Below are 23,859 nucleotides of genomic sequence, written 5' to 3' on the forward strand. Positions count from 1 at the left end.
CTCTTTAGTTTTCAAGGAACACATTATTGTTTTTTCTCAATTGCCGCTTTCTTGCGGCGACATTAGCTATATTAACACGCCTCAGAAAAGGTGTCAACATTTTTTTGATAAATATTTAACCGCCATTGATAAAAATCATTTCCCTTTGGCATAAGGAAAACAGATCACCACCTGTTATCCTTTTCTTCTAAAGTCAACCAAACAGGCGGAGACCTTTTGTCCCCGCCTGTTTCGCGTTTCACCTGACGCAGCTTCCCTGCAATCGGTGACGGCACGCGATGCCCGATAACCCCGTATTTGGAGAAATCTGGGGAACACCTGCTTTCCTTTTCCCTGTTGAAATGTGGAGCATTCCGTTCACAATTCTTAAACCTCGTAACGCTCCCCGTTAATTTCAAAACTGGTCGTTACCTTGCTGCTCAACGAATTGGAAACGGAACAGTATTTTTCAACCGACAATTTCACCGCGCGACGCACTTTTTCCTCAGGAAGGTCGCCTGTCAATTTATAGTGCATATGAACATGAGTAAATCGCCGCGGATGCTCTTCTGCCCTTTCCCCGCTCACCTCCATTGAAAAAGATGCAACCTCCAAACGCATCTTGCGCAAAATGTCAACAATATCAATACCCGAGCAGGTGCCTACCGCCGACAAAAGAATTTCTGTCGGGCGCGGTCCCAAATTTTCGCCTCCGACTTCCGGAGAGGCATCGAGTGAAAGTTGATGCCCGGAACCCGTCGTCGTCTCAAAATGCATTTTACCTTTCCAAACAATATCCACTTTCATCTCATTTCCTCCTATCCAAGCGGTTTAACATAAAGAATCAGGCTTGCTTCAATAAGGGCCGCAATCAAAAGCAGCGAAACAATCGTCAAGAGAATGGGGATGATTCTTCTCCGAATCCCCTGCCACTCCTCTTTGCTTCTTTCCATCAGCACAGGGGAGACAAAACTGAAAAACCGGCGAAGCACCGCCATTCCCAGATGAATGCCAAACGCAGCAGCCAAAATCGCCGCCGGAAGCTCAACGATTCCGTGAGGCAGGATCGTTGTCAAAAAAACAAACAGGGGCGAAGCATGACTCTCTGATGCAGCCAGGTGTAAAGTAACCCCCAGCATCAACCCGTTCGTCAGCATTGAAAAGAAAGGAACGAGTCCCAAAAGGAGCCCGAGCCCAATCATCGTAACAGAGGCGAGCAAATTATTGGCAAAAATCGTCAAAAAGGCATGCAGAAAGGTCGGGTTATGGTCGATTGATTTGGCGATTTGCTCCAGTTGGTCAAAAATCCCTGCTGCTTTTAACGTGCGTAACAATCCGTTTGTATTGAGATATCCCATGATGGCACTCACGATAAAAACGACGGTCGACATCCCGATGTACCGGCTTTCCTCCCGCAGTGCCCTGGTCCAGTTTCTCATGCTTCCACTCCTTTTTCGGACAATCCAATCATAACCCTCGTCCATCCGCATACATTTAATTATAGATCGAAACTTGGGAGGGTCGCCAACAATGAACTATTTTCTGGTCTTATCCGGCAAGCGGCTCAAGCGTGCGCTCATGATTTTAATCGCGTTCCTTTTTGCCGCCGGCATCTTTTATGCAGAAAATGAAAACATTCAAGTCTTCATGCCACTTGACCCTGGTCCATCTGCCATTTACAGTGTGGATACCAATAAAAAACAAGTTGCCCTCACCTTTGATATCAGCTGGGGAGAGGAACGCACCGGGCCAATCCTGGATGTATTGGAGCAAAAAGGGTTAAAGAAAGCCACCTTCTTCCTCTCTTCTCCATGGGCCGAAAGTCATCCCGATCTGGTCAAACGCATTGTAGACATGGGATATGAAATCGGAAGCCATGGTCACCGCCATGATAATTATAGCGAGTACAACGATCAGCAAATTCGCACGCAGATTGGAAAAGCCGATGCGATCCTGACAAAATTAACGGGGAAAAAGCCCAAATTGATTCGCTTTCCCAACGGAGACTTTGACAAACGCGTGCTTCAGATCGCCGGACAGATGGGGTACACCACCATTCAATGGGACACGGATTCCTTTGACTGGATGAATCCCGGCAAAGAAAAGATCGTGAAACGCGTATTGAGCAAGGTCCATCCCGGAGATATCATTCTCATGCACGCCAGTGATTCATGCCGCCAAACTCATGAAGCGCTGCCGGAAATTATCGACTCCCTGAGAAAGCAGGGTTATCAGTTTGTGACGGTTTCGGAATTGATCTCCGGTTCCAGAGTGGATACGAAATCGGTCGATTGAGCCCATCACCTCAGCTGAGCAACACGGAGAGAACAGCAGTATAAACCAATCGGCACAGAAAAAGCCAGGCTTTGCATCATTTGATGCCCGGAGCCGGCTTTTGCTTTGTTTCCTTTCGCAGAAGTTTGCGGTTGGTGCCAGGCGCAGCAAGGCGATGAAGCTGCAGAATTTGCCATGCATTGCAAATGAGGAGAACAATGACGGCATGCAGGATCATGAGCAGCGGAATTTCCCCCGCTTTGGTATGGAAGGTTGGTACCGCCTCAATCACTGTTGCGACTACCATAAAAAAGAATGTGGGAACGTAGGCCGTTTTTTGCGTCCACTTCACCTTGAGTCCGGCAACAATGAACGCGGCGAGCAAGACGGTGAATGGAACGAGCAGATGCAGCCAGAGCGATTCTCCATTAAATTTCGACAAATTGAGATAAACCCAATCTCCCAGCACAATCAACATAAGAAACAGCAGAAACAGATCATAGGCGCTTTTTTGCCGAATCAAACCCTTGGCCAGCCAATTGAAGACGAGGAAAGAGAAAAATCCCAATTCCGCCAGAGCCGCCAATGTCAAACTCAGCAAAAGCTGTTTGGGAATGGGTCCAAATAAATCACTTCCGGCTGACCATTCGAAAATCGAGCTCAGGATCAAGGCGGATGCCCCGCCGATGAACAATGTCGACCAAAACCAATAGAGCAGTTTTTTCAGTGTCATCCCTTATTCTCTCCTGTTCGCTGTCCTGCCTTCGATTTTAGCAGATTTCGATCTTCGCATAAAGAAAAGTCCCCCATGACATATTAAGATTAGCATAGCTTGAAACGGAGGAGCAAAGATTGATACATCGCATAAAGTGGTTTTTTCCGATCCTGACCGTCTTTCTTCTTATTTCCTGCAGCTCCAACCAGTCTCAATCCCAAGAACCCGATTATCAAAAAATCAAAGAGATTACCCTGGATGTTTTACATACGGCCGAAGGCAAAAAAGTACTTCAAGATGTGATGTCCGATCCGGAATTCAAACAAAAGATCATGTTAAACAGCCAGGAGCTGGAAAAAGCATTGGCCAAATCCCTTTCTGATCAAAATTCAAAAAAGGATTGGCAGAAAGTGTTTGGAGATCCGGAAGTGGCAGGCAATCTGGCCAAATCAACACAGGAGCAGTCCAAGCAAACCCTGAAAATCTTGATGAAAGACCCTGAGTATCAAAAGATGATGTTGGATCTGATGAAAGATCCGCAGTTCTCGGCCCATCTTCTGGAACTGATGAAAAGTCAGCAGTACCGCCAGCAAAGCCTGAAAATTTTCCAAGAACTGATGCAAACGCCCAGCTTCCAAAAACAGATTACGCAAATCTTGCAACAAGCGAAAAAGCAAAAACAAGGTAAAGAGGAAGGTTCAGGCGAAGGCGGAGATGGAGGAGAAGGTGGAGACAGCCAGGGAGACAGCGGCAGCTCATGATAAAGCCGATGGGCGGTTGTCTAAAAGACCGCCCATCTTGCTTTCGCTTAAGTTTTAAGAGACCTGCACCTTGCGGATGATTTTACGGGCCAGCTCCTGATACAGAGATGCTGTCGGATGATTTTCCGGGTAAACCGAGGGCGCATACCCGGGATCATCCACACTTTCATATTGCGGGGCTCCGAGCGGAATTTGGGCGAGCAGGTCCACATGAAGCTCCTCAGCCAGCTTCTGACCGCCTCCGCGACCGAAGATATATTCCCGTTCCCCGTATTTATTTTGATACCAGGCCATATTTTCCACCACACCGAGCAACTCGTGTTTTGTCAGATGAACGGCCATCGCTCCCGCCCTGGCGGCGACAAAAGCTGCAGTGGCATGCGGCGTGGTTACAATAATCTCTTTGCTTTTCGGAATCAGTTGATGTACATCAAGAGCAACATCCCCGGTTCCAGGCGGCAAATCGAGAAGCATATAATCGAGGTCCCCCCAATGAACCTCACTGAAAAAGTTGCGCAGCATTTTGCCCAACATCGGCCCGCGCCAGACAACCGGAGAATTGTCTTCCACGAAAAAGCCCATCGACATCACTTTCACGCCAAACCGTTCAACCGGGAGAATCGTGTCACCGATCACCACCGGCCGTTGCTCGATTCCCATCATGTCCGGGACACTGAACCCATAAATATCGGCATCGATCACGCCGACTTTTTTTCCTTCACGGGCAAGAGCCACTGCCAGGTTCACCGTTACCGTTGATTTTCCGACTCCGCCCTTGCCGCTGGCAATCGCAATAAATTGAGTAGAGCTGTCCGGGCCCAGGAGCGGACTGCCTGCCTGAGCCTGTCCGCCGCTTTGCCCCTGACGCAGGGAGGAGGCCAGCGCAGCTCTTTCTTCATCCGTCATCGAACCGAAATGGACCTCAACCGTTTCCGCACCCAGATTGCGAATCGCCTGCTCAACGTCTTCCTGAATTTTTATTTTTAATGGACACCCCTGAATCGTCAGAATCACATCGAGTGAAACTTCTTTTCCTTTAATCCGTATATTGCGGATCATATTGAGTTCAACCAAACTCCTATTCAATTCCGGGTCTTTTACTTCCTTTAATGCTTCAAGAATTTTTTCTTTGGTTAACATGGGAAAGACACCTCAGCTGAAAACGTTTTAACTCCATTATAGCACATCACTTATCAAAGAGCGGCGGCGGTTCTTTCCCCGTATAAAACCGTATCAGCCCCAGATAGATCGATGCGGCCACTTTTTTTTGGTACGTATCCGTCGCCAGTAATCGGGCTTCCTCCGGGTTGGACAAAAAACCGACTTCCACCAGGGCGGTCGGAACGGGCGAGTGTTTGAGAATGTATACATCTCCCTTTTGTTTGGCCAGACGGTTGGTATTTTCGAGGTTTCGGATCAGTTCGGCCTGAATAAAGGTGGCCAGCCGTTTGTTCTCTTCACGAACCGGGTTGTAAAAGGTTTGCGCTCCGGACCATCGAGAGGACGGAATCGCATTGAGATGAATGCTGACGAAGGCGTCCACATTTTTCTCCTTAATCAAATAAATGCGGCGCATCAAGTCTTCCGCTTTGCGCAACCGCAACCGTTTGGTATCCGGTTGGGCCAGATCCGTATCCGTTTCACGCGTCAGAAAGACCAGCGCACCCGCTCCATGCAAATAATCCTGCAAGTAACGCGCGATTTTCAGGGTAATCTCTTTTTCGACAATGCCGTCCTGGCTGACTGCCCCTCCATCAGGTCCTCCGTGTCCCGCATCGATCATAATCACTTTGCCCGAAAGCGGCATATACCAAGCATCTTTTACCTGATCAGAAAAAAAGTCCGCAATCCAGAGAAAACCGATCAGAAAAAAAACAACCGCCAGTAGAACAATCTTGGCTGTCCGGCTTTCTTTGATCTTGACCCTCATCGACCTCGCCTCACTTACCCAAACTCTTCAGTTATGTATATGGGACGAAGTCTCTCATTATGTATGCAAGGCGGGACGGACGCTTATTTCTTCTTGCGGCCCGCCTTTTTCCCCATGATAAACCACTGCCTGCCAAGCTCTTGCATCAGAATCTCCACTGATTCGGCACTCCACTCATCCAACCAGCGATGCAGGTTGAATTCATCCATCAACTCTTTGAGCAACCGGTCACATGCTTTTTGTCCAAACAGGGACAAATCATCGTCCTTGCGATTTCTAAAGAAAATGCCTTTTACCCATCCATCCTTTTTGCCTTCCTTCATCCCGGCCACATACGCTTCAAAAACCAGACGGTACAATAATTCCAAAAGGATCACCTTGCGCGAAGCCGGCCAAAAACGGGTCAGCGGATCGACCAATTCGCCTTTGATCCGATCCATTTCCTCCCAAGGGAAACGGGAGAGGGCGCATTCACGTATTTCTTCATCTCTGCGAATGCGCAGATGTTCAATATCGATGATCTCCGCCATCATTCACCGCTCCTTTGTCACACATGGGATATCCATAGTGTTGACAAAGGGATGAAAAAAAACCCCCCGACGAATCGGGGAGTTTTTGAACATTAGCGTTTGGAGAATTGCGGTGCACGACGTGCGGCTTTGAGACCGTATTTTTTACGTTCTTTCATCCGCGGGTCGCGAGTCAGGAAACCAGCTTTTTTCAAGGCCGGGCGCAGTTCCGGATCCACTTTGAGCAGTGCACGGGCAATTCCGTGGCGAATGGCGCCGGCTTGACCGGTGAAACCGCCGCCGTTTACGTTTACGAGCACATCATAACGGTCGAGCGTATTGGTCAACACCAAAGGCTGACGCACAATCGCTTTTAAAGTTTCCAGACCAAAGTAGTCATCGATATTCCGTTTGTTGATGACAATCCGTCCATCGCCGGCAACCAGGCGAACGCGAGCGACCGATTCCTTACGGCGACCGGTTCCATAGAATTGAACTTGTGCCAAATCGGTTACCTCCTTTTATTAACCACGCAGTTCCCACTCAACCGGCTGTTGAGCCTGATGAGGATGTTCGGAACCTGCGTATACTTTTAATTTTTTAAACTGTTGACGACCCAAGCTTCCTTTCGGGAGCATCCCTTTTACAGCGAGTTCGATCATACGCTCGGGATGTTTGATCCGCATTTCGCTGGCCGTAGTCGATTTCAAGCCGCCCGGATATCCGGAATGGCGATAATAAACTTTTTTCGACCATTTTTTCCCGGTCAATTCAACTTGTGCTGCGTTGATGACGATCACAAAATCGCCCGTATCCACGTGGGGAGTAAATTCAGGTTTATGTTTTCCACGCAGGATGGATGCAACTTCAGATGCCAGGCGTCCCAATGTTTTGCCTTTCGCATCTACCACATACCATTTCCGTTCCACTTGCTCTGGCTTTGCCATAAAGGTGGTACGCATCATATTCCCTCCTCTATCAACAACGGGAATTCCGTTAATGTTGTCTTAGGTTAGAAGCATTGAAAAATGTGTGACTTTCTTCGCGCCGAACAAACTCCATCGGGGCATGGAGTGGAAAATACCAAGCGTTATCTTACCTTAAAAAGCGCGCAATGTCAAGAACCTCAAGGGGAGATAACGTTTGCGGAGCGATGAAAATCCTGCCAAGGCCGATATCCAACTTCAAGCAAAATTAATCCTTCCGGCGGAAACGTCGGACCGGCCAGGCGGCGATCCCGCCCCTCGAGAATGGCAGGAATTTGCTCCGGGTCCAAGTTTCTCCTTCCGACTTCATATAACGTGCCGGCAATAATCCGAACCATGTTATACAAAAACCCGTTCCCGGTCACTTCGATAAAAAAGCCGTGCGTATCTTCGCCTACTTCGCAGCGGTAAATCGTGCGCACCCGATCTTCAATCACCGTCTTTGCCGAACAGAAAGAGGTGAAATCATGAGTGCCGACGAGCCGGTCCGCAGCCCTCTGCATGGCTGGCTGATCGACTTCATACGGAAGATGGGTGCGAAAGCGGCGCTCAAACAAATCGGGAATGCGATGACGATCCGTTTGATAACGATACGTTTTCCAATATGCGCTCTTACGGGCATGAAAGTCCGATGCTGCTTCTTCTGCGGACAGAACAAGGATATCCCTGGGAAGCGACCGACGCAAAATATATGGATATTTATCGACAGGAATGGGGCTTGTTGTCTCAAAATGGCAAACTTGCCCCAAAGCATGCACACCTGCATCTGTCCGGCCCGAACCGTATATTTCAATCGGTTCACCGGTGATTCTGGTCAGCGTTTCCTGCAGAGTGCCCTGGATTGTCCGTTGTCCCGGTTGCGCCTGAAAACCGGAAAAATCAGTCCCGTCATAAGCAATGACCAATTTGATCTTCTTCATCATCTTCCTCCGTCCTTCATCCCGAAAGAACCGGGAAACCGCCGCCTATTCCAAAAAGCGGAGAACGAAAAATAAAAGAACTGCCACAATCAAAAGCCACCCATCAAGCGATGAAAATCGAAGCTGCCGCCATTTGGTTCTTCCCTCACTCCCGCGATATCCCCTGGCTTCCATCGCCAATGCCAACTCCTCCGCCCGGCGAAAAGCGGACAAGAACAAGGGGATCAAAACGGGAATATAGCTTTTGAGCCGCTTGATGAAAAAGCCCGTATCGAAATCGGCGCCTCTGGCTGTCTGGGCTTTGCGAATCTTTTCCGTCTCTTCCCAGAGCAAGGGGATGAAACGAAGAGCGATCGACATCATCAGCGCGATTTCGTGCACCGGGATTTTAAATCGCTGCAAAGGTTTCAGCAGCCACTCGATGCCGTCGGTCAGATCGATGGGCGAGGTGGTAAATGTCAATAAAGAAGCGACTGAGATGAGGACAAACAACCGTGCTGAGACAAAAACCGCCTGCCTCAGCCCTTCCTGATAAATCGTGATAAACGGAAGTCGCAGCAGGGCTTCCCCGCCTTTGGTCATCAAAAGATGAAGAATCATGGTAAACAAGATGATGAATAATGCCGGACGGATTGCCCGTATAAAAACCGACACGGGAATGCGGGCCATTCCTGCCGCAACCAGCGTGAAGAAGAGCAGCACAGCGGTTGACCGCAAATGGTTTGCCCAGAAAACAAAAATCATAAACACCATTAAAAAGAGCCATTTAGCCCTGGGGTCCATCCGATGAACAAGGGAATCACCCGGGTAATACTGTCCCATTACAATCTGACTCATGGCAGTTCCCTCTTTTTGCGTCTTTCCTCCAGCAATCGTTCCAGCTCATCCAAGGTAAACACATCCTCAGGGAGCGGAGGGTCCAGCTTCCGGTTCAACAACTGAACAAACCGGGTGATCTCCGGCAATTCGAGATGATAGGAAGACAGGATATCAGCTCGGGAGAAGACTGCTTTTGCCGTCCCGCTCAGCACGGACCGCCCCTCAGCCAGAACACAGAAACGATCGGCATACCGCACTGCCTGATCCATATCGTGCGAAACGAGAATAACCGTCACCCCGAAATCCTGATTAAGTCGCTTCAAAAGGCTTAAGATTTCCTCCTGCCCCTTCGGGTCCAAACCGGCCGCAGGTTCATCCAGGATCAGAATCTTCGGGCTTATCGCCAAAACTCCGGCAATCGCCACCCGCCTCATCTGTCCGCCGCTGAGCTGAAAGGGGGATCGGTCTGCCAGTTCCGAATCCAAACCAACCCATTCCATCGCCTGCTTCACTCTTCCATCCACTTCAGACTGCGGCAATCCCAGATTCGTCGGTCCAAAAGCGATATCCTTTGCCACTGTTTCTGCAAACAGCTGATGTTCGGGGTATTGAAAAACCAATCCGATCAACCGGCGCACATCGGCCGTCTGTTTGCGATTCGCGTCAATCAGATGGGAACCGATCCTAATTATGCCCCGCGTTGGCCTGATCAAGCCGGCAATTGCCTGGATCAGCGTTGACTTTCCCGAGCCGGTCACACCCAAAATCGCCGTGAACGATCCGCCCGGAACTGTCAGATTCACCCCGTCGAGCGCTTTCTTCATCCACGGTGTTCCTGACTGGTATACCACTTCTAAATCTCTGACAACGATCTCCATATTTCCTCAACCAGTTCCTCTTTGCCCGAAATCGTCGGAGAAAGCGGCCATCCTTTGCCAAGGAGTCGCTGATGGAGCTCGATCTCCGGCGGAACGGCCAATCCCCACTGCTTTAGCATCACAGCCTTGGGATAAAGCACTTCAGACGGCAAATCAAGTTTCACTTCCCCCTGGTTCATGACAATCACCCGCTCAGCCCTGAACGCTTCCCTGGCGGAATGGGTGATGTGAATGATTGTCTTGCCCATGCGGTGAAGCTCCGCCGCAACCTGGCTCACATCATTTTTCCCCTGCGGGTCCAGCATGGAAGTCGCTTCGTCCAGTACAATCACGTCCGGCGACATGGCCAGCACTCCGGCCAATGCCAGCCGTTGCTTTTGTCCTCCCGAAAGATGGTGGGGCTCTCTCGCATTCATTCCGGAAAGGCCCACTGCCGCCAATGCACGTTCAATCCGATCTTTCATCTCGGAGCGCGGAACTCCCAGATTTTCGAGACCAAACGCGACATCATCCTCAACGGTGGTCGCGACGATCTGATTGTCGGGATTTTGAAACACCATGCCCACTCTGCGGCGTATTTCCCATAAATCGCTTTCGTTTGCCGTAGAGAGCCCTCCCACTTTGACTTCGCCCCGAACCGGCAGCAGAAGCCCGTTCAATAGCCGTGCCAATGTTGACTTTCCTGATCCGTTCGCACCGATGATGCTGACATATTCACCGGTCCGAAAGGTGAGATTGATCTTTTTTAACGCCCATTTTCCGCTTGATTCATTTTCCCCTTGATAACGAAACCAGACGTCAACGACTTGAATCATCGGTTCCATTTTTTCTCCTTAAAAGAAAAAAGGGTAAACGTCAGGACCAACCGGATCCTGCCCTCACCCTTTCTAGCTCATCATTGGTTACTTCACTAATTCCAAATAAACCATTGGAGCACCGTCGCCACGACGAGGTCCCAACTTAAGAATGCGCGTGTAACCACCATTACGCTCTTGGTAACGAGGAGCGATTTCGTCGAACAGCTTTTTCACTGCGTCCACGTTCTTGTTGTGGGTTACTTCTTCACCATCTTTTACTGTGTTGGAACGTGTCTTGCGAACAAACGCAGCCGCTTGACGACGAGCATGAAGATCGCCGCGTTTACCGAGGGTAATCATTTTTTCTACGATTGAACGAACTTCCTTCGCTTTCGCCTCGGTCGTTTCGATGCGTTCGTTGATGATGAGATCCGTTACCAAATCGCGAAGCAACGCCTTGCGCGCTCCGGAATTACGGCCAAGTTTGCTGTATGCCATCGTATTTCCCTCCCCCTACATGTATTAGTCATCTTTGCGCAAAGAGAGTCCAAGTTCAGCCAATTTCTCTTGAACTTCCTCAAGCGACTTCCGTCCGAGGTTGCGCACTTTCATCATGTCTTCTTCCGTTTTTTGTGTGAGCTCTTGAACCGTATTGATGCCGGCTCGTTTGAGACAGTTATAGGAACGTACGGAGAGATCCAGTTCCTCGATGGTCATCTCCATTACTTTTTCTTTCTTGTCTTCTTCTTTTTCGACCATGATTTCGGCATCTTTGGCCTGCTCCGTTAAACCGACGAATAGCATCAAATGCTCGTTCAGGATTTTGGCCCCAAGGCTCACGGCTTCATCTGGCTTTAAGGAGCCATTTGCCCATACTTCCAGGGTCAATTTATCGTAGTTGGTAACTTGTCCAACCCGTGTATTTTCAACTTGGTAGTTTACCCGTTCAATGGGAGTGTAGATCGAGTCAATCGGAATAACTCCGATCGGCTGATCCTCCCGTTTGTTTTTGTCAGCAGATACATATCCGCGACCACGATTCGCGGTCATTCGGATGCGAAGGTGAGCATCTTCGGCCAGAGTTGCGATATGAAGATCCGGATTCAGGACTTCTACATCGCTGTCTGCACGAATATCCCCCGCTTTTACTTCCCCGGGACCCTCGATGTCAATCTCAAGAACTTTCTCTTCATCCGAATGAATTTTAAGAGCCAATTGCTTCAAGTTGAGAATGATCTCCGTGGTATCTTCTACAACTCCAAGAATCGTGGAGAACTCATGCAATACCCCATCAATCTGGATGGTTGTAACGGCCGCACCTGGCAATGACGAGAGCAGGACACGGCGCAGAGAATTGCCCAGGGTAGTGCCGTATCCGCGTTCTAAGGGTTCCACCACAAACTTCCCATATCGATGATCTTCACTGATTTCCACAGTTTCGATCTTCGGCTTTTCGATTTCAATCATACGGCTCACAAACCCTCCTTCAGAACGTCGCGTTCCGGGCGTAATCCCACCTGACGGCAGATATTGATCGTGTATAAGGAATAAGACATGCCAAAATTAGTCCTATCCAGTATACACCATCTACAGGAAAAATAAACCACGGATCAGTTTTAAATCTAAAGAATTAAACACGGCGACGTTTTGGCGGACGGCAACCATTGTGAGGAATCGGTGTGACGTCTTTAATCAGGCTTACTTCCAATCCTGCCGCTTGCAGGGAACGAATTGCTGCTTCACGACCGGCACCCGGTCCTTTCACCAATACATCAACGGTTCTCATACCGTTGTCCATCGCGGCTTTTGCCGCTTGTTCCGCAGCCATTTGCGCGGCAAAAGGCGTGCTTTTACGGGAACCTTTAAAGCCCATCGTACCGGAACTTGCCCAGGCAACCGTATTTCCGCGCGGGTCGGTAATCGTGATAATCGTATTGTTAAAAGTGGAACGGATGTGCGCGATACCAGATTCAACGTTTTTGCGAACGCGACGTTTTACGCGTTGCGTAGTAGTTTTACGCTTTGCCACTGTTCTCCCTCCTTATTCGTTATTTTTTCTTGTTCGCTACCGTACGGCGAGGACCTTTACGGGTACGGGCGTTGGTTTTCGTGCGTTGACCGCGTACCGGCAATCCGCGACGATGGCGAATGCCACGGTAAGAACCGATCTCGATCAACCGTTTGATGTTGAGGGCAACTTCACGGCGAAGATCCCCTTCAACCACCAGGTTTTTATCGATAAAGCTCCGGAGTTTGGACACTTCGTCTTCCGTCAGATCACGAACGCGAGTATCCGGGTTGATTCCGGTAGCTTCCAGAATTCGTTTGGATTGAGAACGACCAATGCCATAGATATAAGTGAGCGCGATCTCTACGCGTTTTTCACGTGGCAAGTCGATACCTGCAATACGCGCCATGCCTTACACCTCCTTGAATTTAACCTTGTTTTTGCTTATGCTTGGGATTTTCGCAGATTACCATGACAGCCCCTTTGCGACGAATCACTTTGCACTTTTCGCAAATGGGCTTCACCGAAGGTCTTACTTTCATTTGAGCTACCTCCTGTCAAATATTAAGAGCCCCCTAAACTTCACAGACCGTCTTTACTTGTAACGGTAAGTGATCCGTCCACGGGTTAAATCATACGGAGAAAGTTGCACCGTCACTCTGTCACCCGGCAAGATGCGGATAAAGTGCATACGGATTTTACCAGAAACATGAGCCAAAACTTCATGACCGTTTTCCAACTCGACGCGGAACATGGCATTTGGCAGGGGCTCCTTGACGATCCCTTCTACCTCGATCACATCTTCTTTGGCCATTGATTCACTCTCCTTTTTGCTCAAGTTTGAGCAGATATTGGTTCAGGGCGTATCGCAACTTCGCATTGTTAACACGACCGTGACTCTTGATGGCGTCAGCTATTTCCAGATTTATCGTATTGGTAACTTGAATATGTTTCAAGTTTTTCTTTTTCGGGCAATCGGCTTTTCGCTGATCCCCATCGGCCAACAAGACAAAATGAGGCTCCTCAATGCCGATGATGACGGCATAATTTCCCGCATCACGCCCCCGCAATACGCGAACGATTTGTCCAAGACGAGGTCGACTGTCGACATCTGCCACGTTTATCACCCTTCACCTGGTTTACACTTTCGTGAGAATCTCATGGCCTTCATCCGTGATCGCAATCGTATGCTCGAAGTGAGCGCACAGAGAACCGTCAGTGGTAACAACCGTCCAGTTATCAGCGAGTGTACGAACAAACCGTGTTCCCGCATTCACCATCGGTTCAATTGCAAGGGTCATACCTGGCTTCAGGCGAGGACCTTTGCCGGGTAAACCGTAATTGGGAATACTCGGAGCTTCATGCAAGTTTTGCCCGATTCCGTGTCCGACATACTCCCGCACGATTGAAAAACCGGCACCTTCGGCATGTTTTTGAATCGCGTGGGAAACATCCCCCAGTCTTGCGCCTGGCTTTGCCTGTTCAAGACCTTTGTACAGGGATTCCTCGGTGACGGTGAGCAAACGTTCGGCTTCAGGGGAAATTTCCCCGACGCCGTACGTCCAAGCAGAATCACCATGATATCCGTCATAGCAGGCACCGATGTCCAAAGAGATGATATCTCCTTCGTTTAACACACGATTCCCCGGAATGCCATGAACCAGTTCCTCGTTCACGGAAGTGCATATGCTGCCCGGAAATCCGTTGTACCCTTTGAAGGAAGGAACAGCACCGAACCCGCGAATCACTTTTTCAGCGATTCGATCCAGCTCCTTGGTGGTGATGCCCGGGTGGATCGCTTTTTTCAGCTCCTGATGAGTCAAATATACGATTTTCCCAGCTTCCCTCATCCGTTCAAGCTCTTTAACCGATTTTAAGATAATCATGCTTTTAAACCTCGAATCAGTGACAAGATGGATTCTGTCACATTTTCGATCGGCTGTTCCCCATCAACACGATGAAGTTTACCAGTCGATTCATAGTAGTGAATCAAGTGTTGGGTTTGCTCAAGATTCACTTTCAAACGTTCTTTCACGGTCTCTATCGCGTCATCCGCCCGCTGATAAAGCTCTCCTCCACAGCGGTCGCAAACCCCTTCGACCTTGGGCGGTGCAAAGAGTACGTGATACGTAGCCCCGCAGTCGCGACAGATCCGTCTGCCCGTGAGGCGTTTAAGAAGTTCCTCTTCTGCAACCTCAATATAAAGAACCAGATCGATCGGGCGATTCAATTCATCCGTTAATTCGTCCAAAGCCTCGGCCTGTGGAACCGTTCTGGGAAAACCGTCCAATAAAAAGCCCTTGGCACAATCATCCTTGCCGAGCCGGTCGCGGACGATCCCGATCGTCACACGGTCAGGTACCAACTGGCCTTTATCCATATAGGACTTGGCTTCCATTCCCAGAGGGGTTTGTTCCTTAACAGCCGCTCGAAACATATCTCCCGTAGAAATATGCGGGATATCCAGCTCTTCCACGATTCGAGCTGCCTGTGTCCCTTTGCCGGCTCCGGGCAATCCCATCAGTACGATATTCAAGCGTCATCCCTCCCGGATCAGAATTCTACGGGCGGTCCGCATGACAGTTCACATCAGTGAGCTGGTGCTCATGCATAGTCCCCGGATGTAGCTCCGGGGGTGGCAAACAGAAAGTCTATTTATGCATAAAGCCCTTGTAATGGCGTTTAATCAGCTGGCTTTCAATCGTCTTCATCGTTTCAAGTGCAACCCCGACCACGATCAGAAGCGAGGTTCCCCCGATTTGCACATTGCTCGGAAGACCGGCAAGATTGATGAAGAAGATCGGCAAAATGGAAATCAGCGACAGAAAAATCGCGCCTGACAGCGTTAGACGATTCATGACCCGGGTTAAATAGGTGGTTGTATTCTTGCCCGGGCGAATCCCAGGAATAAAGCCGCCGTTTTTCTTCATCTGATCAGACAACTGAACCGGGTTAATCTGCACAAAGGTGTAGAAGTAAGTGAAACCGATAATCAGAATCACATACATTGCCGCACCGAGCGGGGAACGGGTGTAATCGAAGTTGTAGATAAACCAATCCGCAACCGGGTGTCCTTGCCAGAAGCTTGCAATCGTAACCGGGAACATCATCAAGGACAAGGCGAAGATTACCGGAATCACACCGGCCGCGTTCACTTTCATCGGAATGTGAGTCGATTGGCCGCCGTACATTTTACGTCCAACCACCCGTTTCGTATATTGAACGGGTATTCTCCTTACGCCCTGTTGGATATAGATCGTGGCGATAATGATAACCACAACCACCAACAAAAGCCCCACCGCTTTCAGGATACCGATAAACAGCTGTGCATTTTTGCCGAAGAAGGACGTATAGATCTGTCCGATGTGCATCGGGATGTTGGCCACGATCCCGGCAAAGATCAGAATGGAAATCCCGTTTCCGATCCCTTTGTCCGTGATCTGCTCACCCAACCACATGAGAAAGGTTGTGCCTGCCGTCAAAGTCAGAGCGATGAGTGCATAGCTCCAGACGCTGGTGTCCAATACAAAGCCCTGGTAGACCCTGTTGAAACCTATGGCAACTCCCACCGACTGGATCAGTGCCAAAACCACCGTAAAATAGCGGGTAAACTGAGCCAGTTTGCGGCGGCCCACCTCTCCCTCTTTTGCCCATCTTGCAAAAGCCGGGATGACATCCATCGTCAGCAACTGCACAATGATCGAAGCGGTGATGTAAGGCATAATCCCCATGGCGAAAATGGAGAAGTTGCGGAATGCCCCACCGGAAAAAGCGTTAATCAAACCAAATACGCCTTGACCGCCTCTCTCCATCATGCTCTGCAAGATCGCCGGGTCCGTGTTAGGAACCGGAATAAAGCTTCCGATTCGAAACACGACCAAGATCAAAAGCGTGAAAAAAATACGACGACGAAGATCTTCCACCTTAAAGATGTTACCCAGGTTCCGGATCATTAGATTACCTCCGTCGCTCCACCAGCGGCGTTGATTTTTTCAATCGCAGAGGCAGAGAATTTTTGAGCTTTTACCGTGAGTTTTTTGTTCAACTCACCATTGCCCAACACTTTCAACCCGTCTTTCAGATCTTTTACAACGCCTTGCTCTTTCAACAGTTCTGGAGTTACGACAGTTCCCTCTTCGAAGCGGTTGAGCACATCCAGGTTGATGATGGCATATTCCACTCGATTCGGGTTGGTAAATCCGCGCTTCGGCAAACGACGGTAAATCGGGTTTTGGCCGCCTTCAAAGCCAGGACGAACACCGCCACCGGAGCGTGCGTTTTGCCCTTTATGGCCTTTTCCGGCCGTTTTACCCTGGCCGGCAGAAATACCGCGGCCAAGCCGTTTTTTCTTGTGACGGGCACCCTCAGCCGGTTTCAGTTCATGCAGTTTCATTCCTCGCACCTCCTCTTTGACAAGTCATGTGCATTATTCGCTGATTTCTTCAACGGAAACGAGGTGTTTCACTTTATTGATCATACCACGGATGGCCGGATTATCTTCATGCGTTACGGTCTGTTCCCGTTTTGTTAAACCGAGTGTACGCAGGGTGACACGTTGCACTTCAGGACGGCCAATCATACTCCGCTTGAGTGTAATTGCCAGTTTCTTTGCCACGGTCATCCCTCCTTATCCCATCAATTCTTCTACGCTTTTTCCGCGCAGTTTTGCTACGTCCTCAGGACGTTTCAAGCTTTGCAAACCGGAAAGTGTGGCACGAACCATGTTGATCGGGTTGTTGGAACCCGTCGATTTGGTGAGAATGTCACCAACACCTGCCGCATTCAATACGTCACGCACAGGACCGCCTGCGATGACACCCGTACCTTTGGAAGCAGGTTTCAGAAGAACACGGCCTGCGCCAAACTCACCGATCGTCTCATGCGGAATGGTTGTCCCCAGAAGAGGAACGGTAACCATATTCTTTTTCGCATCTTCAATCCCTTTGCGGATCGCTTCAGGAACCTCAGCCGCTTTACCAATTCCTGCACCGACCTTGCCTTTGCCGTCACCGACAACAACAAGCGCACTGAAGCTGAAACGGCGTCCGCCCTTCACAACTTTCGCTACGCGATTAATGTTAACCACTTTTTCGATAAACTCGGATTGCGCAGCATCTTTGCGACGTGGCTTTTCTTGCTTGCTCAAAAGTCTAGACCCCCTTCCCGTGCTCCTTCTGCCAAAGCTTTTACACGACCATGATAGAGGTAACCGCCACGGTCGAATACAACCGACTTAAATCCTTTCTCAACGGCGCGCTTTGCGATCAATTCCCCTACCGCACGAGCCGCATCAACCGTACCGCCGTTGGAGAATTTCTCCTTCAGCTCGGCATCCAAGGTCGAAGCGGATGCAACCGTATGTCCAATCGTGTCATCGATCAATTGCGCATAGATGTTTTTGGAAGAACGGAAAACGTTCAAACGTGGACGCTCAGCAGTACCGAATACTTTTTTGCGGACACGCAGATGACGTTTTGCCCGTTTTTTGTTGCGATCTCCTTTTTGAATCACGGTCCAGCTCACTCCCTTCTTGTTAGGCGATTCGATTATTTACCCGTTTTACCCTCTTTGCGACGGATAACTTCATCGCTGTATTTAATCCCTTTGCCTTTATAAGGTTCAGGTTCACGGTAAGAACGGATTTTCGCAGCCATTTCGCCGACTTTCTCTTTATCGATGCCTTTCACCACAATTTGCGTTTGAGACGGAACGTCGAGTTCAATTCCGTCGATCGGCGTTACATCGATCGGATGAGAATAACCGACGTTTAACACCACGTTGTTTCCTTTTTTCGAAGCACGGTATCCGACACCGACCAATTCAAGCGTTTTGGAGAAACCGTTGGTTACACCCTCAACCATGTTGGCAATCACGCTGCGGGTGGTTCCATGCAAGGCACGATGAGTGCGGTGATCGCTTGGGCGCTCCACGATCACTTGATTGTCCTCCACTTTGATGGCGATATCGGAATGGAAGTTACGAGTTAAGGTACCTTTCGGCCCTTTTACCGTTACGGTGTTTCCTTCCAATTTCACTTCTACACCGTTTGGAATCACAACCGGTTTTTTACCGATACGAGACATTCGATTCACCTCCATCCTTTATGCCGATTACCAAACGTACGCGATAACTTCGCCGCCCACTTTTTGCTGACGGGCTTCTTTATCCGTCAGAATTCCTTTGTTGGTGGACAAAATGGCGATTCCCAAACCACGAAGAACACGTGGAATTTCGTTCGCTTTTACATAAACGCGCAAACCAGGTTTGCTGATCCGTTTCAACCCGGTAATCACTTTTTCGTTGTTCGGTCCGTATTTGAGGAAAATCCGGATGATACCCTGTTTGTTGTCTTCGATATATTCAGCATCGCGAATGAAACCTTCACGTTTCAGGATCTCAGCGATTTCCCTTTTGATACGAGATGCCGGGAACTCAACGCTCTCATGGCGAACCATGTTAGCGTTGCGAATTCTGGTCAGCATATCTGCAATCGGGTCTGTCATTACCATGCGAAACCCTCCTTCCTATCCTCATTACCAACTTGCTTTTTTAACACCGGGAATCTGCCCTTTGTAGGCCAATTCACGGAAGCAGATCCGACAGAGACGAAACTTGCGTAATACGGCGTGTGGTCGTCCGCAACGTTCGCAACGGGTATAAGCACGAACTTTGAATTTCGGCTTACGTTGGGACTTCACGATCATCGACTTCTTGGCCAAGTGATTCCCTCCTTTACATCGTGGTGACGTACAGTGATTATTTACGGAATGGCATACCCATCAGAGTCAAAAGATCACGTGCTTCCTCGTCGGTATTGGCAGTCGTCACGATAACGACGTCCATCCCGCGAACTTTGTCAACTTTGTCATAAGAAATTTCCGGGAAGATCAATTGCTCTTTCAGACCGAGCGTGTAATTGCCGCGACCGTCAAACGATTTCGGGGAAACACCGCGGAAATCGCGTACACGCGGAAGAGCAACATTGATCAATTTATCGAGGAAATGATACATACGCTCTCCGCGAAGTGTCACCTTTACACCGATCGGCATTCCTTCACGCAATTTGAAGCCGGCAATCGATTTTTTGGCACGTGTGACCACCGGTTTTTGCCCGGAGATGAGCGTCAGGTCTTCTACTGCACCATCCAAAGCTTTGGCATTTTGTACAGCTTCACCCACACCCATGTTAATCACGATTTTTTCAAGTCTTGGAACTTGCATTGGGGATTTGTAGTTGAACTTCTTCATTAACGCAGCGGTTACCTCATTGAGGTAATGCTCTTTCAAACGTGCTGCCATCAGGTACCCTCCCTTCTCTCGCGTTATTTGTCGAGGATTTCACCGGATTTTTTCGCATAACGCACTTTCTTTTTCTCGCCGTTTTTACCCTCGATGAACTTGTAGCCAACCCGGGTCGGCTCCTTCGTTTTCGGGTCTTCAATCATCAGGTTGGAAACGTGAATCGGCGCTTCCTTCTCGATGATGCCGCCCTGAGGGTTATCCTGGGTCGGACGGGAATGTTTTTTCACCAAGTTTACACCTTCGACGAGCACACGATCTTCCTTGGGAAGAACTTTAATTACACGACCGCGGGTGTAAACTTTTTTGCCGTTTTCAAAGTACGGAGCTTCTTTACCGCGCATGACGATTACCATATCGCCTTTTTTGATGTGCATACGGGGCACCTCCTTACCTTCCAGTGTGTTGCCGCAAATCATTTTCAGAACCAAGTATTAAAGAACTTCCGGTGCCAAAGAAATGATTTTCATGAAATCGCGATCACGCAATTCGCGGGCAACAGGTCCGAAGATCCGTGTACCGCGCGGGCTTTTGTCTTCCTTAATCACAACCGCAGCATTTTCATCGAAGCGAATGTAGGATCCATCCGGACGACGGGTCGGACGAACGGTACGTACAACCACGCACTTCACTACATCCCCTTTCTTGACAACGCCACCGGGTGTAGCTTGTTTGACAGAAGCGACGATAATATCACCGATTCCAGCGGTAGATTTTTTGGATCCACCCAATACACGGATGCACATAACTTCTTTCGCACCAGAGTTATCTGCTACACGAAGACGTGTTTGAGGTTGAATCATGGTTTTCCCTCCTTCCCGCGTCATTCACGCGTGCCATGGGTTAAATGATAACAGCTTTCTCTACGATTTCCACCAAACGCCAGCGCTTGTCTTTGGAAAGCGGACGCGTTTCCATGATTCTTACGATGTCGCCTACTTTTGCTTGGTTTTCGGCGTCATGCGCTTTGAACTTTTTGGTATACTTTACGCGTTTACCGTACAGTGGATGTTTCTTGTAGGTCTCAACAGCGACAACGATTGTTTTATCCATTTTATCGCTGACCACTTTGCCGACACGTACTTTACGGCGAGTTGTACGCTCGTTCATCCCTGTTTCCTCCTTTCGATCCCCAGTTCGCGCTCCCGCAAGATCGTTTTGCAACGAGCAATGCTTTTGCGAACCTGACGCAACCGGGCTGGATTATCCAATTGTCCAGTAGCCGATTGGAAGCGGAGGTTAAACAGTTCTTCCTTGTACTGTGCGAGCTTTTGCTCGATCTCGGCGGTGGTCAACTCAACTAGCTCTTTTGCTTTCATTCGTTACCACCCGCTTCTTCTCTTTTTACGAACTTCGTTTTGATCGGCAGCTTGTGAGCTGCAAGGCGCATCGCCTCACGTGCCGTCTCTTCTGGAACACCAGCAAGTTCGAACAAGATTTTGCCTGGTTTTACAACAGCCACCCATTTTTCGGGAGAACCTTTACCGCTACCCATCCGTACCTCGAGAGGCTTTTGAGTAATCGGGTGATCAGGGAAAATCTTGATCCATACTTTACCGCCACGTTTGATATAACGAGTCATCGCGATCCGGGCAGCCTCGATTTGACGGTTGGTGATCCATGCCGGCTCAAGCGCCTGTAAACCGTATTCACCAAATGCTACTTCCGTACCGCCTTTCGCACGGCCTGTCAGTTTGCGCGGACGATGCGGGCGACGGAATTTCACGCGTTTAGGCATTAGCATCGATTACTCGCCTCCTTCCGCTGCTCCTTTGTTTTTGGTCGGCAAAACTTCACCGCGATAGATCCAAACTTTCACACCGATCCGTCCATAAGTGGTGTGTGCTTCAGCAAAACCATAATCGATATCAGCACGCAATGTATGGAGTGGTACCGTACCTTCGCTGTAGCCTTCGCTGCGGGCAATATCGGCACCGCCGAGACGACCGCTTACCATGGTGCGTACCCCTTTGGCTCCGGCGCGCAAAGAACGCCGAATCGCTTGTTTCATCGCACGGCGGAAAGCAACACGGCGTTCCAGTTGTTGTGCGATATTTTCAGCGACAAGGTAAGCATCAAGCTCCGGATTTTTGATTTCGCTGATGTTGATGTGAACTTTTTTATTGGTGAGCTTCACCAAGGCTTGGCGGAGCGCTTCGACTTCAGAACCGCCTTTCCCGATCACCATGCCGGGTTTCGCCGTATGAATGGTAATGTTGACGCGGTTTGCTGCGCGTTCGATTTCCACAGTGGAAACGGCCGCGTCTTTCAGTCGGTTTTTGATAAACTCGCGAACCTTAATATCTTCATGCAATAGATCAGCATAGTCCTTGTCTGCGTACCATTTGGATTCCCAGTCACGGATAATTCCCACACGCAGACCAACTGGATTTACCTTTTGACCCAAAGCTTCATCCCTCCTTATTTAGTGATTCACGCCTTTTCCGATACAACCACGGTAATGTGGCTGGTGCGCTTGTTAATGCGGCTGGCACGGCCCATCGCACGAGGCATATAACGCTTCATCGTGGGACCTTCATCAACATAAGCTTTCGACACTACCAGGTTGGCAGTATCCAAGTTGTGATTGTGCTCAGCGTTTGCCACGGCAGACGTGAGTACTTTCTCAATGATCGGGGAGGCGGCACGAGGAGTGTAGCGTAAAATCGCCAATGCCTCTTCAACAGACTTGCCACGAATCAAATCGATCACCAAGCGTGCTTTGCGTGGAGCGATACGCACGTATCGTGCTACTGCTTTAGCTTCCATAACGTAACCTCCTCTCTAAACCCGGTCCGGTCCACTTACCGTCTTTTTGTTTTCTTGTCATCGCCTGCATGACCTTTAAACGTACGGGTTGGGACGAATTCTCCCAACTTGTGGCCTACCATATCCTCCGTTACATAAACCGGAACGTGCTTGCGTCCATCATGAACGGCGAATGTGTGTCCAACAAACTCCGGGAAAATGGTAGAACGACGAGACCAAGTTTTGATTACGCGTTTTTCGTTTTTCTCGTTTAATTCATCAACCTTTTTTAACAGATGTGCATCTGCAAATGGTCCCTTTTTCAAGCTGCGGCCCATCTTAGTAACCTCCCTTCGAGTGAGGCTTTTTCACAGCCTATCTGACTACTTTTTACGACGACGGATAATATATTTGTCAGATGCTTTGTTTTTCTTCCGGGTTTTGTAACCCAAGGTCGGTTTGCCCCAAGGAGTCATCGGGGACTTGCGGCCGATCGGTGCACGACCTTCCCCACCACCGTGCGGGTGATCCACAGGGTTCATCACAGAACCGCGAACGGTTGGCCGTTTACCCAGCCAACGGGAACGTCCTGCTTTACCAATCGTGATCAACTCATGATCCAAGTTGCCTACCTGACCGATCGTTGCACGGCAATCCAGGTGAACCATGCGTGTTTCGCCGGAGGTAAGGCGGATGATGGCGTATTTCCCTTCTTTACCGAGCAATTGTGCCGATGCACCTGCTGCGCGGACAAGCTGTCCACCACGGCCCGGTTTAAGTTCGATGTTGTGAATGACCGTACCTACCGGAATATTGCGAAGAGGCAACGCATTTCCCAAACGGATTTCCGCATCAGGACCGGACGAAACGGTCATGCCCACTTTCAATCCGTGAGGAGCGAGAATGTAACGTTTTTCTCCATCCACATAGTGGATTAAAGCAATATTGGCAGAACGGTTCGGATCGTATTCGATCGTAGCCACTTTTCCAGGAATGCCATCTTTATTACGTTTGAAGTCAACCAAACGATATTTGCGTTTATGTCCGCCGCCTTGGTGACGAACAGTCAGTTTCCCCTGGTTGTTGCGGCCTGCCTTTTTCTGCAGAGGTACTACCAGGGATTTTTCCGGTTTATCTGTCGTAATCTCGTCAAAGCTGGAAACAGTCATATGACGACGAGACGGGGTCGTTGGTTTAAAGTGTTTAATTCCCATTCCTTTTCCCTCCTTCTTTTTT

The 23,859-nt window shown here is 49.3% G+C and carries 41 protein-coding genes; 2 read left to right on the forward strand and 39 right to left on the reverse strand.

The features are described from left to right. Positions 1-366: 366 nt before the first annotated feature. Complete coding sequence (locus JG50_RS0107840) at positions 367-786, reverse strand: OsmC family protein (protein ID WP_033100577.1); 420 nt, start codon at positions 784-786, stop codon at positions 367-369. A gap of 11 nt (positions 787-797) precedes the next feature. Then, positions 798-1,418 (reverse strand): stage II sporulation protein M, encoded by a 621-nt coding sequence (locus JG50_RS0107845; RefSeq protein WP_033100578.1) that lies wholly within the window; start codon positions 1,416-1,418, stop codon positions 798-800. Between the two features lie 91 nt (positions 1,419-1,509). On the opposite strand from JG50_RS0107845, the gene pdaB reads away from it, so the two are divergent. Continuing rightward, positions 1,510-2,274, forward strand: a complete 765-nt coding sequence (gene pdaB / locus JG50_RS0107850) for a polysaccharide deacetylase family sporulation protein PdaB (protein WP_033100579.1) — start codon at positions 1,510-1,512, stop codon at positions 2,272-2,274. Between the two features lie 76 nt (positions 2,275-2,350). On the opposite strand, the gene JG50_RS0107855 is transcribed toward pdaB, so the two are convergent. Then, the gene (locus JG50_RS0107855; RefSeq protein WP_033100580.1) at positions 2,351-2,986 is read right to left on the reverse strand and encodes a KinB-signaling pathway activation protein; all 636 of its coding nucleotides are present in this window, start codon (positions 2,984-2,986) and stop codon (positions 2,351-2,353) included. A gap of 119 nt (positions 2,987-3,105) precedes the next feature. Between JG50_RS0107855 and gerD the strand changes: the two genes are divergently transcribed. Continuing rightward, a complete protein-coding gene (gerD, locus tag JG50_RS0107860) occupies positions 3,106-3,729 on the forward strand; it encodes a spore germination lipoprotein GerD (RefSeq protein WP_052154119.1) in 624 nt (207 codons plus the stop codon). Positions 3,730-3,783: 54 nt separating this feature from the next. Here the strand turns inward: gerD and JG50_RS0107865 are convergent, their stop codons facing one another. The 36 genes from JG50_RS0107865 to rplB all read right to left on the reverse strand — a co-directional run bounded on the left by JG50_RS0107865 (position 3,784) and on the right by rplB (position 23,837). After that, positions 3,784-4,869, reverse strand: coding sequence for an Mrp/NBP35 family ATP-binding protein (locus JG50_RS0107865; protein ID WP_033100581.1), 1,086 nt, complete (start codon positions 4,867-4,869; stop codon positions 3,784-3,786). Between the two features lie 46 nt (positions 4,870-4,915). Further along, a complete protein-coding gene (gene cwlD / locus JG50_RS0107870; protein WP_033100582.1) occupies positions 4,916-5,659 on the reverse strand; it encodes an N-acetylmuramoyl-L-alanine amidase CwlD in 744 nt (247 codons plus the stop codon). An 83-nt stretch (positions 5,660-5,742) separates the two neighbouring features. Further along, positions 5,743-6,189, reverse strand: coding sequence for a hypothetical protein (locus JG50_RS0107875; RefSeq protein ID WP_033100583.1), 447 nt, complete (start codon positions 6,187-6,189; stop codon positions 5,743-5,745). Positions 6,190-6,281: 92 nt separating this feature from the next. Beyond that, positions 6,282-6,674, reverse strand: a complete 393-nt coding sequence (gene rpsI / locus JG50_RS0107880; protein WP_033100584.1) for a 30S ribosomal protein S9 — start codon at positions 6,672-6,674, stop codon at positions 6,282-6,284. Positions 6,675-6,692: 18 nt separating this feature from the next. Next, positions 6,693-7,130, reverse strand: coding sequence for a 50S ribosomal protein L13 (gene rplM, locus JG50_RS0107885; RefSeq protein ID WP_033100585.1), 438 nt, complete (start codon positions 7,128-7,130; stop codon positions 6,693-6,695). A gap of 164 nt (positions 7,131-7,294) precedes the next feature. Next, entirely contained in the window at positions 7,295-8,074 is a 780-nt protein-coding gene (truA, locus tag JG50_RS0107890) for a tRNA pseudouridine(38-40) synthase TruA (protein ID WP_052154120.1), read from the reverse strand. 45 nt (positions 8,075-8,119) lie between these two features. Next, a complete protein-coding gene (locus tag JG50_RS0107895) occupies positions 8,120-8,911 on the reverse strand; it encodes an energy-coupling factor transporter transmembrane component T family protein (protein WP_033100586.1) in 792 nt (263 codons plus the stop codon). Further along, entirely contained in the window at positions 8,908-9,771 is an 864-nt protein-coding gene (locus tag JG50_RS0107900) for an energy-coupling factor transporter ATPase (protein ID WP_033100587.1), read from the reverse strand. Before JG50_RS0107900 ends, JG50_RS0107895 begins: the two co-directional genes overlap by 4 nt. Beyond that, complete coding sequence (locus JG50_RS0107905) at positions 9,747-10,595, reverse strand: energy-coupling factor transporter ATPase (protein WP_033100588.1); 849 nt, start codon at positions 10,593-10,595, stop codon at positions 9,747-9,749. The genes JG50_RS0107900 and JG50_RS0107905 overlap by 25 nt, the downstream gene beginning before the upstream one ends. A gap of 78 nt (positions 10,596-10,673) precedes the next feature. Next, positions 10,674-11,066: a 50S ribosomal protein L17 gene (gene rplQ, locus JG50_RS0107910; protein ID WP_033100589.1), complete on the reverse strand. Its 393-nt coding sequence runs from the start codon at positions 11,064-11,066 to the stop codon at positions 10,674-10,676. Positions 11,067-11,090: 24 nt separating this feature from the next. After that, entirely contained in the window at positions 11,091-12,035 is a 945-nt protein-coding gene (locus tag JG50_RS0107915; RefSeq protein WP_033100590.1) for a DNA-directed RNA polymerase subunit alpha, read from the reverse strand. 163 nt (positions 12,036-12,198) lie between these two features. Next, positions 12,199-12,597 (reverse strand): 30S ribosomal protein S11, encoded by a 399-nt coding sequence (gene rpsK, locus JG50_RS0107920; protein ID WP_033100591.1) that lies wholly within the window; start codon positions 12,595-12,597, stop codon positions 12,199-12,201. A gap of 19 nt (positions 12,598-12,616) precedes the next feature. Then, the gene (gene rpsM / locus JG50_RS0107925; protein ID WP_033100592.1) at positions 12,617-12,985 is read right to left on the reverse strand and encodes a 30S ribosomal protein S13; all 369 of its coding nucleotides are present in this window, start codon (positions 12,983-12,985) and stop codon (positions 12,617-12,619) included. A 19-nt stretch (positions 12,986-13,004) separates the two neighbouring features. Continuing rightward, positions 13,005-13,118: a 50S ribosomal protein L36 gene (rpmJ, locus tag JG50_RS0107930; RefSeq protein WP_022738894.1), complete on the reverse strand. Its 114-nt coding sequence runs from the start codon at positions 13,116-13,118 to the stop codon at positions 13,005-13,007. 53 nt (positions 13,119-13,171) lie between these two features. Next, entirely contained in the window at positions 13,172-13,390 is a 219-nt protein-coding gene (infA, locus tag JG50_RS0107935; protein WP_033100593.1) for a translation initiation factor IF-1, read from the reverse strand. Positions 13,391-13,394: 4 nt separating this feature from the next. Then, positions 13,395-13,694 carry a KOW domain-containing RNA-binding protein gene (locus JG50_RS0107940; protein WP_033100594.1) on the reverse strand — a complete coding sequence of 100 codons (300 nt, stop codon included), beginning with the start codon at positions 13,692-13,694 and terminating at the stop codon, positions 13,395-13,397. Between the two features lie 21 nt (positions 13,695-13,715). After that, complete coding sequence (gene map / locus JG50_RS0107945) at positions 13,716-14,462, reverse strand: type I methionyl aminopeptidase (protein WP_033100595.1); 747 nt, start codon at positions 14,460-14,462, stop codon at positions 13,716-13,718. Then, a complete protein-coding gene (locus JG50_RS0107950) occupies positions 14,459-15,112 on the reverse strand; it encodes an adenylate kinase (protein ID WP_033100596.1) in 654 nt (217 codons plus the stop codon). The genes map and JG50_RS0107950 overlap by 4 nt, the downstream gene beginning before the upstream one ends. A gap of 115 nt (positions 15,113-15,227) precedes the next feature. Beyond that, positions 15,228-16,529 carry a preprotein translocase subunit SecY gene (gene secY, locus JG50_RS0107955; protein ID WP_033100597.1) on the reverse strand — a complete coding sequence of 434 codons (1,302 nt, stop codon included), beginning with the start codon at positions 16,527-16,529 and terminating at the stop codon, positions 15,228-15,230. Continuing rightward, entirely contained in the window at positions 16,529-16,969 is a 441-nt protein-coding gene (gene rplO, locus JG50_RS0107960; protein ID WP_033100598.1) for a 50S ribosomal protein L15, read from the reverse strand. Before rplO ends, secY begins: the two co-directional genes overlap by 1 nt. 33 nt (positions 16,970-17,002) lie before the next feature. Further along, complete coding sequence (rpmD, locus tag JG50_RS0107965) at positions 17,003-17,197, reverse strand: 50S ribosomal protein L30 (protein WP_152568519.1); 195 nt, start codon at positions 17,195-17,197, stop codon at positions 17,003-17,005. Positions 17,198-17,203: 6 nt separating this feature from the next. Continuing rightward, positions 17,204-17,722 carry a 30S ribosomal protein S5 gene (gene rpsE, locus JG50_RS0107970; protein ID WP_038020747.1) on the reverse strand — a complete coding sequence of 173 codons (519 nt, stop codon included), beginning with the start codon at positions 17,720-17,722 and terminating at the stop codon, positions 17,204-17,206. Beyond that, positions 17,719-18,087, reverse strand: coding sequence for a 50S ribosomal protein L18 (rplR, locus tag JG50_RS0107975; RefSeq protein ID WP_033100600.1), 369 nt, complete (start codon positions 18,085-18,087; stop codon positions 17,719-17,721). The genes rpsE and rplR overlap by 4 nt, the downstream gene beginning before the upstream one ends. Before the next feature lie 35 nt (positions 18,088-18,122). Beyond that, on the reverse strand, positions 18,123-18,659 hold the full coding sequence (gene rplF / locus JG50_RS0107980; RefSeq protein WP_033100601.1) for a 50S ribosomal protein L6: 537 nt from the start codon (positions 18,657-18,659) through the stop codon (positions 18,123-18,125). A gap of 27 nt (positions 18,660-18,686) precedes the next feature. After that, complete coding sequence (rpsH, locus tag JG50_RS0107985; RefSeq protein WP_033100602.1) at positions 18,687-19,085, reverse strand: 30S ribosomal protein S8; 399 nt, start codon at positions 19,083-19,085, stop codon at positions 18,687-18,689. Between the two features lie 24 nt (positions 19,086-19,109). Then, a complete protein-coding gene (locus JG50_RS0107990; RefSeq protein WP_033100603.1) occupies positions 19,110-19,295 on the reverse strand; it encodes a type Z 30S ribosomal protein S14 in 186 nt (61 codons plus the stop codon). Positions 19,296-19,332: 37 nt separating this feature from the next. Further along, the gene (rplE, locus tag JG50_RS0107995) at positions 19,333-19,875 is read right to left on the reverse strand and encodes a 50S ribosomal protein L5 (RefSeq protein WP_033100604.1); all 543 of its coding nucleotides are present in this window, start codon (positions 19,873-19,875) and stop codon (positions 19,333-19,335) included. Positions 19,876-19,898: 23 nt separating this feature from the next. Beyond that, the gene (gene rplX, locus JG50_RS0108000; protein ID WP_033100605.1) at positions 19,899-20,252 is read right to left on the reverse strand and encodes a 50S ribosomal protein L24; all 354 of its coding nucleotides are present in this window, start codon (positions 20,250-20,252) and stop codon (positions 19,899-19,901) included. Between the two features lie 57 nt (positions 20,253-20,309). Beyond that, positions 20,310-20,678, reverse strand: coding sequence for a 50S ribosomal protein L14 (rplN, locus tag JG50_RS0108005; RefSeq protein ID WP_033100606.1), 369 nt, complete (start codon positions 20,676-20,678; stop codon positions 20,310-20,312). A 40-nt stretch (positions 20,679-20,718) separates the two neighbouring features. Next, positions 20,719-20,985 (reverse strand): 30S ribosomal protein S17, encoded by a 267-nt coding sequence (gene rpsQ, locus JG50_RS0108010; protein ID WP_033100607.1) that lies wholly within the window; start codon positions 20,983-20,985, stop codon positions 20,719-20,721. Further along, entirely contained in the window at positions 20,982-21,194 is a 213-nt protein-coding gene (gene rpmC / locus JG50_RS0108015) for a 50S ribosomal protein L29 (RefSeq protein WP_033100608.1), read from the reverse strand. The genes rpsQ and rpmC overlap by 4 nt, the downstream gene beginning before the upstream one ends. Continuing rightward, positions 21,191-21,619: a 50S ribosomal protein L16 gene (rplP, locus tag JG50_RS0108020; protein WP_033100609.1), complete on the reverse strand. Its 429-nt coding sequence runs from the start codon at positions 21,617-21,619 to the stop codon at positions 21,191-21,193. Before rplP ends, rpmC begins: the two co-directional genes overlap by 4 nt. A gap of 3 nt (positions 21,620-21,622) precedes the next feature. Continuing rightward, a complete protein-coding gene (rpsC, locus tag JG50_RS0108025) occupies positions 21,623-22,282 on the reverse strand; it encodes a 30S ribosomal protein S3 (protein WP_033100610.1) in 660 nt (219 codons plus the stop codon). A 26-nt stretch (positions 22,283-22,308) separates the two neighbouring features. Further along, positions 22,309-22,644, reverse strand: coding sequence for a 50S ribosomal protein L22 (gene rplV / locus JG50_RS0108030; RefSeq protein ID WP_033100611.1), 336 nt, complete (start codon positions 22,642-22,644; stop codon positions 22,309-22,311). Positions 22,645-22,679: 35 nt separating this feature from the next. Continuing rightward, the gene (gene rpsS, locus JG50_RS0108035) at positions 22,680-22,961 is read right to left on the reverse strand and encodes a 30S ribosomal protein S19 (protein WP_033100612.1); all 282 of its coding nucleotides are present in this window, start codon (positions 22,959-22,961) and stop codon (positions 22,680-22,682) included. 45 nt (positions 22,962-23,006) lie between these two features. Continuing rightward, positions 23,007-23,837, reverse strand: coding sequence for a 50S ribosomal protein L2 (gene rplB / locus JG50_RS0108040; RefSeq protein WP_033100613.1), 831 nt, complete (start codon positions 23,835-23,837; stop codon positions 23,007-23,009). Between the last annotated feature and the right edge of the window lie 22 nt (positions 23,838-23,859).

It is taken from the genome of Thermoactinomyces daqus (genome assembly GCF_000763315.1).
Lineage (GTDB): Bacteria > Bacillota > Bacilli > Thermoactinomycetales > Thermoactinomycetaceae > Thermoactinomyces_A > Thermoactinomyces_A daqus.

What these genes read in the sequence shown, in the direction of transcription:
- rplP (WP_033100609.1), bottom strand. Translation starts at nt 21,619, where the DNA reads ATGCTAATGCCTAAACGCGTGAAATTCCGTCGCCCGCATCGTCCGCGC.
- rpsM (WP_033100592.1), bottom strand. Translation starts at nt 12,985, where the DNA reads ATGGCGCGTATTGCAGGTATCGACTTGCCACGTGAAAAACGCGTAGAG.
- rplV (WP_033100611.1), bottom strand. Translation starts at nt 22,644, where the DNA reads ATGGAAGCTAAAGCAGTAGCACGATACGTGCGTATCGCTCCACGCAAA.
- JG50_RS0107840 (WP_033100577.1), bottom strand. Translation starts at nt 786, where the DNA reads ATGAAAGTGGATATTGTTTGGAAAGGTAAAATGCATTTTGAGACGACG.
- rpsQ (WP_033100607.1), bottom strand. Translation starts at nt 20,985, where the DNA reads ATGAACGAGCGTACAACTCGCCGTAAAGTACGTGTCGGCAAAGTGGTC.
- JG50_RS0107855 (WP_033100580.1), bottom strand. Translation starts at nt 2,986, where the DNA reads ATGACACTGAAAAAACTGCTCTATTGGTTTTGGTCGACATTGTTCATC.
- rplO (WP_033100598.1), bottom strand. Translation starts at nt 16,969, where the DNA reads ATGAAACTGCATGAACTGAAACCGGCTGAGGGTGCCCGTCACAAGAAA.
- secY (WP_033100597.1), bottom strand. Translation starts at nt 16,529, where the DNA reads ATGATCCGGAACCTGGGTAACATCTTTAAGGTGGAAGATCTTCGTCGT.
- truA (WP_052154120.1), bottom strand. Translation starts at nt 8,074, where the DNA reads ATGAAGAAGATCAAATTGGTCATTGCTTATGACGGGACTGATTTTTCC.
- rplQ (WP_033100589.1), bottom strand. Translation starts at nt 11,066, where the DNA reads ATGGCATACAGCAAACTTGGCCGTAATTCCGGAGCGCGCAAGGCGTTG.
- pdaB (WP_033100579.1), top strand. Translation starts at nt 1,510, where the DNA reads ATGAACTATTTTCTGGTCTTATCCGGCAAGCGGCTCAAGCGTGCGCTC.
- rplN (WP_033100606.1), bottom strand. Translation starts at nt 20,678, where the DNA reads ATGATTCAACCTCAAACACGTCTTCGTGTAGCAGATAACTCTGGTGCG.
- rpmD (WP_152568519.1), bottom strand. Translation starts at nt 17,197, where the DNA reads ATGACCGTGGCAAAGAAACTGGCAATTACACTCAAGCGGAGTATGATT.
- JG50_RS0107895 (WP_033100586.1), bottom strand. Translation starts at nt 8,911, where the DNA reads ATGAGTCAGATTGTAATGGGACAGTATTACCCGGGTGATTCCCTTGTT.
- JG50_RS0107905 (WP_033100588.1), bottom strand. Translation starts at nt 10,595, where the DNA reads ATGGAACCGATGATTCAAGTCGTTGACGTCTGGTTTCGTTATCAAGGG.
- JG50_RS0107875 (WP_033100583.1), bottom strand. Translation starts at nt 6,189, where the DNA reads ATGGCGGAGATCATCGATATTGAACATCTGCGCATTCGCAGAGATGAA.
- rpmC (WP_033100608.1), bottom strand. Translation starts at nt 21,194, where the DNA reads ATGAAAGCAAAAGAGCTAGTTGAGTTGACCACCGCCGAGATCGAGCAA.
- JG50_RS0107865 (WP_033100581.1), bottom strand. Translation starts at nt 4,869, where the DNA reads ATGTTAACCAAAGAAAAAATTCTTGAAGCATTAAAGGAAGTAAAAGAC.
- rplB (WP_033100613.1), bottom strand. Translation starts at nt 23,837, where the DNA reads ATGGGAATTAAACACTTTAAACCAACGACCCCGTCTCGTCGTCATATG.
- JG50_RS0107845 (WP_033100578.1), bottom strand. Translation starts at nt 1,418, where the DNA reads ATGAGAAACTGGACCAGGGCACTGCGGGAGGAAAGCCGGTACATCGGG.
- JG50_RS0107900 (WP_033100587.1), bottom strand. Translation starts at nt 9,771, where the DNA reads ATGGAGATCGTTGTCAGAGATTTAGAAGTGGTATACCAGTCAGGAACA.
- cwlD (WP_033100582.1), bottom strand. Translation starts at nt 5,659, where the DNA reads ATGAGGGTCAAGATCAAAGAAAGCCGGACAGCCAAGATTGTTCTACTG.
- rpsS (WP_033100612.1), bottom strand. Translation starts at nt 22,961, where the DNA reads ATGGGCCGCAGCTTGAAAAAGGGACCATTTGCAGATGCACATCTGTTA.
- JG50_RS0107915 (WP_033100590.1), bottom strand. Translation starts at nt 12,035, where the DNA reads ATGATTGAAATCGAAAAGCCGAAGATCGAAACTGTGGAAATCAGTGAA.
- rpmJ (WP_022738894.1), bottom strand. Translation starts at nt 13,118, where the DNA reads ATGAAAGTAAGACCTTCGGTGAAGCCCATTTGCGAAAAGTGCAAAGTG.
- map (WP_033100595.1), bottom strand. Translation starts at nt 14,462, where the DNA reads ATGATTATCTTAAAATCGGTTAAAGAGCTTGAACGGATGAGGGAAGCT.
- rplE (WP_033100604.1), bottom strand. Translation starts at nt 19,875, where the DNA reads ATGGCAGCACGTTTGAAAGAGCATTACCTCAATGAGGTAACCGCTGCG.
- rplM (WP_033100585.1), bottom strand. Translation starts at nt 7,130, where the DNA reads ATGCGTACCACCTTTATGGCAAAGCCAGAGCAAGTGGAACGGAAATGG.
- infA (WP_033100593.1), bottom strand. Translation starts at nt 13,390, where the DNA reads ATGGCCAAAGAAGATGTGATCGAGGTAGAAGGGATCGTCAAGGAGCCC.
- rplX (WP_033100605.1), bottom strand. Translation starts at nt 20,252, where the DNA reads ATGCACATCAAAAAAGGCGATATGGTAATCGTCATGCGCGGTAAAGAA.
- rpsH (WP_033100602.1), bottom strand. Translation starts at nt 19,085, where the DNA reads ATGGTAATGACAGACCCGATTGCAGATATGCTGACCAGAATTCGCAAC.
- rplF (WP_033100601.1), bottom strand. Translation starts at nt 18,659, where the DNA reads ATGTCTCGTATCGGTAAAAAACCGGTTGTGATTCCAAACGGTGTAGAA.